The 6,145-nt window shown below is 57.5% G+C and carries 7 protein-coding genes; 3 read left to right on the top strand and 4 right to left on the bottom strand.

Annotated features, from left to right (window positions below; translation table 11 throughout):
• Positions 1-903: 903 nt before the first annotated feature.
• A complete protein-coding gene (locus tag ACILQA_RS09205; protein ID WP_395629430.1) occupies positions 904-1,842 on the bottom strand; it encodes an isopenicillin N synthase family dioxygenase in 939 nt (312 codons plus the stop codon).
• A gap of 47 nt (positions 1,843-1,889) precedes the next feature.
• On the opposite strand from ACILQA_RS09205, the gene ACILQA_RS09200 reads away from it, so the two are divergent.
• From ACILQA_RS09200 to ACILQA_RS09190, 3 genes are all read left to right on the top strand, one after another.
• Entirely contained in the window at positions 1,890-2,303 is a 414-nt protein-coding gene (locus ACILQA_RS09200) for an EVE domain-containing protein (RefSeq protein ID WP_395629429.1), read from the top strand.
• Positions 2,300-3,160 (top strand): RimK family alpha-L-glutamate ligase, encoded by an 861-nt coding sequence (locus ACILQA_RS09195; protein ID WP_395629428.1) that lies wholly within the window; start codon positions 2,300-2,302, stop codon positions 3,158-3,160. The genes ACILQA_RS09200 and ACILQA_RS09195 overlap by 4 nt, the downstream gene beginning before the upstream one ends.
• A 100-nt stretch (positions 3,161-3,260) precedes the next feature.
• On the top strand, positions 3,261-3,443 hold the full coding sequence (locus ACILQA_RS09190) for a CsbD family protein (protein ID WP_395629427.1): 183 nt from the start codon (positions 3,261-3,263) through the stop codon (positions 3,441-3,443).
• A 47-nt stretch (positions 3,444-3,490) separates the two neighbouring features.
• Here ACILQA_RS09190 and ACILQA_RS09185 read toward each other — a convergent pair whose 3' ends face one another.
• The 3 genes from ACILQA_RS09185 to ACILQA_RS09175 all read right to left on the bottom strand — a co-directional run bounded on the left by ACILQA_RS09185 (position 3,491) and on the right by ACILQA_RS09175 (position 6,098).
• Positions 3,491-4,177, bottom strand: a complete 687-nt coding sequence (locus ACILQA_RS09185) for a glutathione S-transferase family protein (RefSeq protein WP_395629426.1) — start codon at positions 4,175-4,177, stop codon at positions 3,491-3,493.
• A gap of 44 nt (positions 4,178-4,221) precedes the next feature.
• On the bottom strand, positions 4,222-5,313 hold the full coding sequence (locus ACILQA_RS09180; protein WP_395629425.1) for a serine hydrolase domain-containing protein: 1,092 nt from the start codon (positions 5,311-5,313) through the stop codon (positions 4,222-4,224).
• A gap of 143 nt (positions 5,314-5,456) precedes the next feature.
• Entirely contained in the window at positions 5,457-6,098 is a 642-nt protein-coding gene (locus ACILQA_RS09175) for a CoA transferase subunit B (protein ID WP_395629424.1), read from the bottom strand.
• Positions 6,099-6,145 lie beyond the last annotated feature (47 nt).

Below are 6,145 nucleotides of genomic sequence, written 5' to 3'. Positions count from 1 at the left end.
AGCACCCGGGGCCTAAAAACCCCCGGACCTGGCGCCGTCGCCCACATGTCCCTTCATCTAAATATCACAATGTCAAAGAGCCGAACCGGTTTGACCCGGTTACCACCGACAAAAAAGCGGACACCTATGGTTCCCTGATATTTACTACCAGAGGAGTAGGTGACCTATTTGTTGGCGACCGAACCGCGGAAACGCTTGCTTCCCGTCCGGTGAGAGGGCCTCTAAAGCGACTTCAGGATTCGGTCAACAGGCATTTGCAATTTTATTACAAAAAAAATGCAGTCCGCCGGAATATCGCGGTTTTCCGTGGGTTGAGACGGGATAACGGGCGGACGGGGCATAGGTTCCATGGGGCGTAAGTCCCTCGGAAAGCGCAGAATCAGGGAAGAATCGGAGAATCAGGAGCGCTTTATGGCCGATTCTCAAGCTGTGTTTGGCTCCGCACCCAATTGTTACCGCCACATTTGCCTGCAATGAACCTTCCCGAAAGATGATAACGCAGAGGCGCAGAGAGCTCCGAGACACTGCCCAAACCCTCCGCGTGCTGCGCGGCGGTTCGGTGACGGTGAATGGCGGGCCCGATATGCGGATATTGCGCAGCGCGCTGCGGAGCGAAGACAGCCGCAAGGGTCGGACCCCTTTGCCATGAAACATCACCGTAGCCCTGAGCAGCAGTCGCATGGCGACTGCGTCCGTCGGAGCCGAAGGCGATGCAAAGCATCAACGGTGCCTCTCGGCTGTGGCGCCACCCCGAGAGCCGCCCTTCGACAGGCTCAGGGCTTCGGTGATAGCCCAGCCCAATGCCATTGGACTGCTAAATTGACAGACTGGACAGTTACACCCCAGCCTTTGCGTGAAGCTTGTCAATATAACGCAGGGCGGTGGCGATCTTTGGCGGCGACCTTAAGCCTTAAGCAAACCAATCTCGATCAAACGTTCGCGCAGATAATCATCTGCGAGAATTGGCTCGGGGTAGCGATTCGGGTTTTCGGCGCGCACGCATTGCGGCAGCGTGGCGATTGGGAAGTCAGACCGCAGATGCAGGAAGAATGGCATAGAGTAGCGGCTGAACCGCGAACGATCGCCCGTCGGGTTGACCACACGGTGCGTCGTGGACGGCAGCATATGGTTGGTCAGCCGTTGCAACATGTCCCCCACATTGACCGCCAAACCTCCCTGAGGTGGCGACACGTCCATCCAGCTGCCGTCGGGGCGCAAAATCTGCAGCCCGGCCTCTTCGGCACCCAGCAAGAGCGTTATCAGATTGATATCCTCATGCGCGCCGGCGCGGATGCAGCCTTCGGCGTCTCCCGCTATCGGCGGGTAATGCAGCAACCGCAAAATCGAATTGCCATCCTCAATCGTCGGATCGAACCAGTCTGCAGGCAAATCAAGATAACGAGCGATCGAGGACAATATCCGCGCGCCGACCTTGTCCATTTCGGCAAAGAGCAACTGGAACGTCTCTTTGAACTCAGGAACGTCTGGCCAGATATTCGGCAACATCGAACCCGCCAATGGGCTGTCCGGCGCGACATCGCGCCCGACGTGCCAGAATTCCTTCAGATCATGATAGTCCGCGCCCTTGGCGATTTCCGTCTTGAACGGCGTGTAACCGCGCTGGCCCGCAATTGCGGTATCGAACCCCTTCATCTTTTCCGATTCGGACTGTTCGAACAATTGCTTCGTCAGCGCCCAAGCCTTGGCCACCAGATCCGGATCAAGTCCATGATCGACAACGGTCGCAAAGCCATAGGTCTGGAAAGAACTACCAAGCTGCTGGCCAAGCGCGTCGGCATCGCCGCTGCGCAAAGAAATAACGGGCATATGTGTCATGGACAGCGTGTTACTGCCTGCCTTAAAGGCTTTCCAGCGAAAAGGAGTAGCAAGTGGCAAAACAATTTTGGCTGATGAAGTCCGAACCCGACGTTTATAGCTATGATGATTTGGTGGCAGAAGGCGAAGGCACCTGGGACGGCGTGCGCAACCATAGCGCGGCGATTAACCTGCGCACGATGAAGGTCGGCGACCAAGCCTTTTTCTACCACAGCAATATCGGGCTTGAGATTGTTGCCATCATCACGATCAGCCAAGAACATTTCATCGACCCGACCGATGAAAAGGCGCGTTTTGTCGCGGTCAAGGTCAAGCCGTCACGCAAGCTTGCCCAATCGGTGACGCTAAAGGCCATAAAGGCGAACCCAAATCTGGCCGAAATGGAAATGCTGCGGCAATCGCGCCTGTCGGTCGCGCCCGTGCGCGCGACCGAATGGAAAGAGATATTGAAAATGGCGGGTGAATGAGCGTGCCCAAGATCGCGATTCTCGCCCCTGTCCCCGAATATGAAGAAAACTGGTCGCATATAAAGGCGGACTATGCGCGGCTATTGGGCGATCAGGCGACCTTTATCGATTGGACCAAGGCGGACGACTTGAGCGGCTTTGATTTGGTCACGCCCTTATTGGCATGGGGATATCCGCGCGATTGCCCGCGCTGGTTTGCCCTGCTTGACCGGTTTGAGGCAGAGGGCACCCCCGTTTCCAATCCAGTCAGCATCTTGCGGTGGAACAGCGACAAAGCCTATCTGGCAGAATTGGATGCCGCGGGCATATCGTCCGTACCGACTTTAGTAAGTGACGCGCTGGATGCCGCCGCGCTTGACCATGCCCGCGCCAATTTTGCCGTCGACACGCTCGTGGTCAAACCGCCTATTTCCGGCGGGGCCGACGGGACATTCCGGCTGACGCTTGGCGACGGCATTCCCGGCTCGGTCGCCGGGCATCGCATGATGATCCAGCCTTATCTGCCGACGATTGCCGAGGAAGGCGAATATTCGCTCTTCTACTTTGGCGGCAATTTCAGCCACGCCATCATCAAGCGTCCAGCGGCAGGCGATTTCCGCGTGCAGGAACAATATGGCGGCTATGAAGCGGCGGTGACACCGCCTGCCGCAGCGCAAGATCTGGCACAGCGCGCCTTCGCCGCCACCGCATCCATCACGGGCACGGGTACGCTGGCTTATGCCCGGGTCGACATATTGCGCGATAGCGATGGTGTGTTTCGTTTGATGGAGCTGGAGCTGATCGAACCCTCGCTCTTCCTGCGTTTTGCACCCGACCATGGCGCCGCATTCGCCGAAGCGTTGCTGGCAACAGCCTAACGGGGACGACGGCCGGAACCAAAAACGCTTGCGCCGATTTTAACTGATGTACTGGCCAGCAATTTCCGCGCGGCCAGACGACCCAGAAAGGATTTACGCTATGGGCGAAATGACAGACAAGGCCAAAGGCCTGGGCAATGAAATCGTAGGCAACATCAAGCAGGCTGCAGGTAAGGTCACACATAACGAGCACCTGAAAGACGAAGGCATAGCCCAAGAGCACAAGGGCGAAGCCCAAAATCTCAAAGGCTCGATCAAGGGCGTTGCCGGCGAGAAGGTCTAATCCAAATTAGACCGCCAAATAAGGTCGCCCACTTCGGGCGGCCTTTTTTAGGCCTGACGGTAATCGGCGATGATTTCGCCGCAGGCAAGCAATTCCGCTTCATGGCCAGCCTCGCGCCAGCTTTCGGTCAGTGCATCCTTCTCCCACGCAAGCATCGCGGGAAGCCCGAGGATATGGTCCACCCATTCTTGCCCGGCACGGCCAACGTCAAGACCATAAGTGCGCACGCGAAACGCAACTGGCGCAAAAAATGCGTCGACGGCGGTGAAATGCGGTCCGGCCAGAAACGGACCGCCAAAGCTATCAAGACCTTGCGCCCAAAGCTCCGATATCCGCGCGACATCGCGCTCCAAGGCTGCGGACATGGGCTTTGGCTTTACCCGCACCCCGACATTCATCGTGCAATCATTGCGCAACGCAGAAAAGCCGCCGTGCATTTCGGTCACGGCGCATTGCGCCCATGCGCGTGCAGCAGGATCCTGCGGCCAGACACCTTCATGCCGGTCCGCCAAATATAAAGTGATGCCAAGCGAGTCCCAGACAGTCCGCGCGCCGTCCAACAGCACCGGCACTTGGCCCGTCGGCGAAAACGCGCGGAAGGCTTCGTAGTTAATATCAGCCGTAAAAGGCTCGATGCGGTCTTCGAACGTTATGCCCAGCATCGTCATCAACACCCAGGGCCGCAAGCTCCAGCTAGAATAATTGCGATTCGCGGTAATCAGCGTGTAGGTCATTGGAAACGGCCTTTCCCGTAAAAGTGGGTGCTTAGGCGCGCCAGCTAATCATCCAATTCCAACCAACGCGATTCTGTGCGCTGATGATAGCTGTCGAAAACGGCAAAAGGAATGCGGAAGGGCGTGCCCCAGTTGCTGTTCCACATCGCAACAACGCCCGTGCGCGTTGCGGGTTCGAAAATCAGCGTTGCCCGATATCCATCGACCGCGCCCGAATGGCCAACAAATTGGCGTCCATCATAAGTGAAGCTGCGCCAGCCAAGCCCGTAATGGGTATCTGAATTCGCCTGCCGCAGCTCTCCGCCATAGATTGGCGCCGTATTGACGCGCGGGGCCTGCGCCAAGCGAAGCGTTGAAGCAGGCAACACATCAGGGCGCTCGCCCATCGTCGCCTGCAACCAGCGGGAGAAATCAACGATATTGCTTTCTACCCCCGCCGCCGCCGGTACGCGCCAATAGCTTTCCTTTAATGTGCGGACGCTGCGGCCGCTGTGCGGCCGGGCCCAATCCTTCGCGCCCGTCAGTCCCGCCATGCCGAAATTCGCGCTGGTCATGCCCAGCGGCAAAAAGAAACGCTCGCTGACCAGATCGGGATAGGACCGCTTGCCCGCCTTGGCCAATATCTCACTGGCCGTATCGAACGCCAGATTCTGATAGGTGTGGCAGGTACCGGGCGTACATTGCAGCGGCGCTTCTGCCAGACTGGCGCGGATGACGCGCGGGTCCTGCCCATCCTCCAGCCTTTCATCATATGCGTTTTTGGTGAGGCCGGTCTGCTGCGCCAGCAACTGCGCAAAGCTGATCCGCGACTCCGCGCCATCGGGCAAACGCAGCGAGCTATACCAGCTCGACACCGGCTTGTTCAGATCAACCGCGCCTTCGTTCGCCATTGACGCCGCCAGCGTGCCGGCAACCGTTTTGGAGACTGAAGCCCAACGGAACACTGTATTATTGGTAACAGGGACGTCGGTGGAACGGTCAACAACGCCATAGCTATGCACAAAGCGCAGCTCACCATCCTCAACGATTGCTACCGCGAGCCCAGCCATTTCGGAACGCTGCGTCAGTGCGGCAAATTGCTGGTCGAGTTTGCCATAATCGATCCGACCGCGCCATTCGTCCGGCTGGTCGGGCAAATTCGGGGGTGTCTTTACAAGTTTGCGCAGCACCGCCGCGACCTGGCTCGTCGCCGGCGCCGGGTTTAAAGTATACCAGCTGGCTAGCCCCAATGCAGAGGCGGTGATCAAGGATATAATAATAATACGTCGCATCGTACCGATTAAATCGCGACCTCATAATGTGCAGTGGTTTTGCCGGCGACTTCATCAACGGTGATTCCCGGCGCGACTTCAATCAACTTGAACGGGGATGATTTGTCGGGGCGTTGGAACACCGCCAAATCAGTGATGATCATATCGACGACATTTTTACCCGTCAGCGGCAATGTGCATGCGGGGATGAACTTTGGCGAGCCGTCCTTGGCGTTATGCTCCATCACGACGATGATTTTCTTCACGCCAGCGACAAGGTCCATTGCCCCGCCCATGCCCTTGATCATTTTGCCGGGGATCATCCAGTTCGCGATGTCGCCATTCTCGGCGACTTCCATAGCACCCAGTACGGTTAGGTCGATATGCCCGCCGCGGATCATGGCGAAGCTGGCGGCGCTATCGAAATAGGCGGTCTGCGGCAGCTCGCTGATGGTTTGCTTGCCTGCATTGATAAGGTCAGCATCCTCTTCCCCCGTAAAAGGGAACGGGCCAATGCCCAACATGCCATTTTCGGACTGCAGCGTTACTTCAACGCCAGCCGGAATATGATTGGCCACCAGCGTGGGGATACCAATGCCCAGGTTCACATAATATCCGTCGCGCAATTCCTTTGCAGCGCGGGCGGCCATTTCGTCACGGGTCCAGCTCAATGTATCAATCCATCTTCATCGGTTGTGGGGTGTTCAGTCGGCAGATC

This window comes from Sphingorhabdus sp., assembly GCF_044239005.1.
Taxonomy (GTDB): Bacteria; Pseudomonadota; Alphaproteobacteria; order Sphingomonadales; family Sphingomonadaceae; genus Sphingorhabdus_B.
Note: the sequence above shows the minus strand (reverse complement) of the source record. Positions and strands in the feature narration are given on the sequence as shown.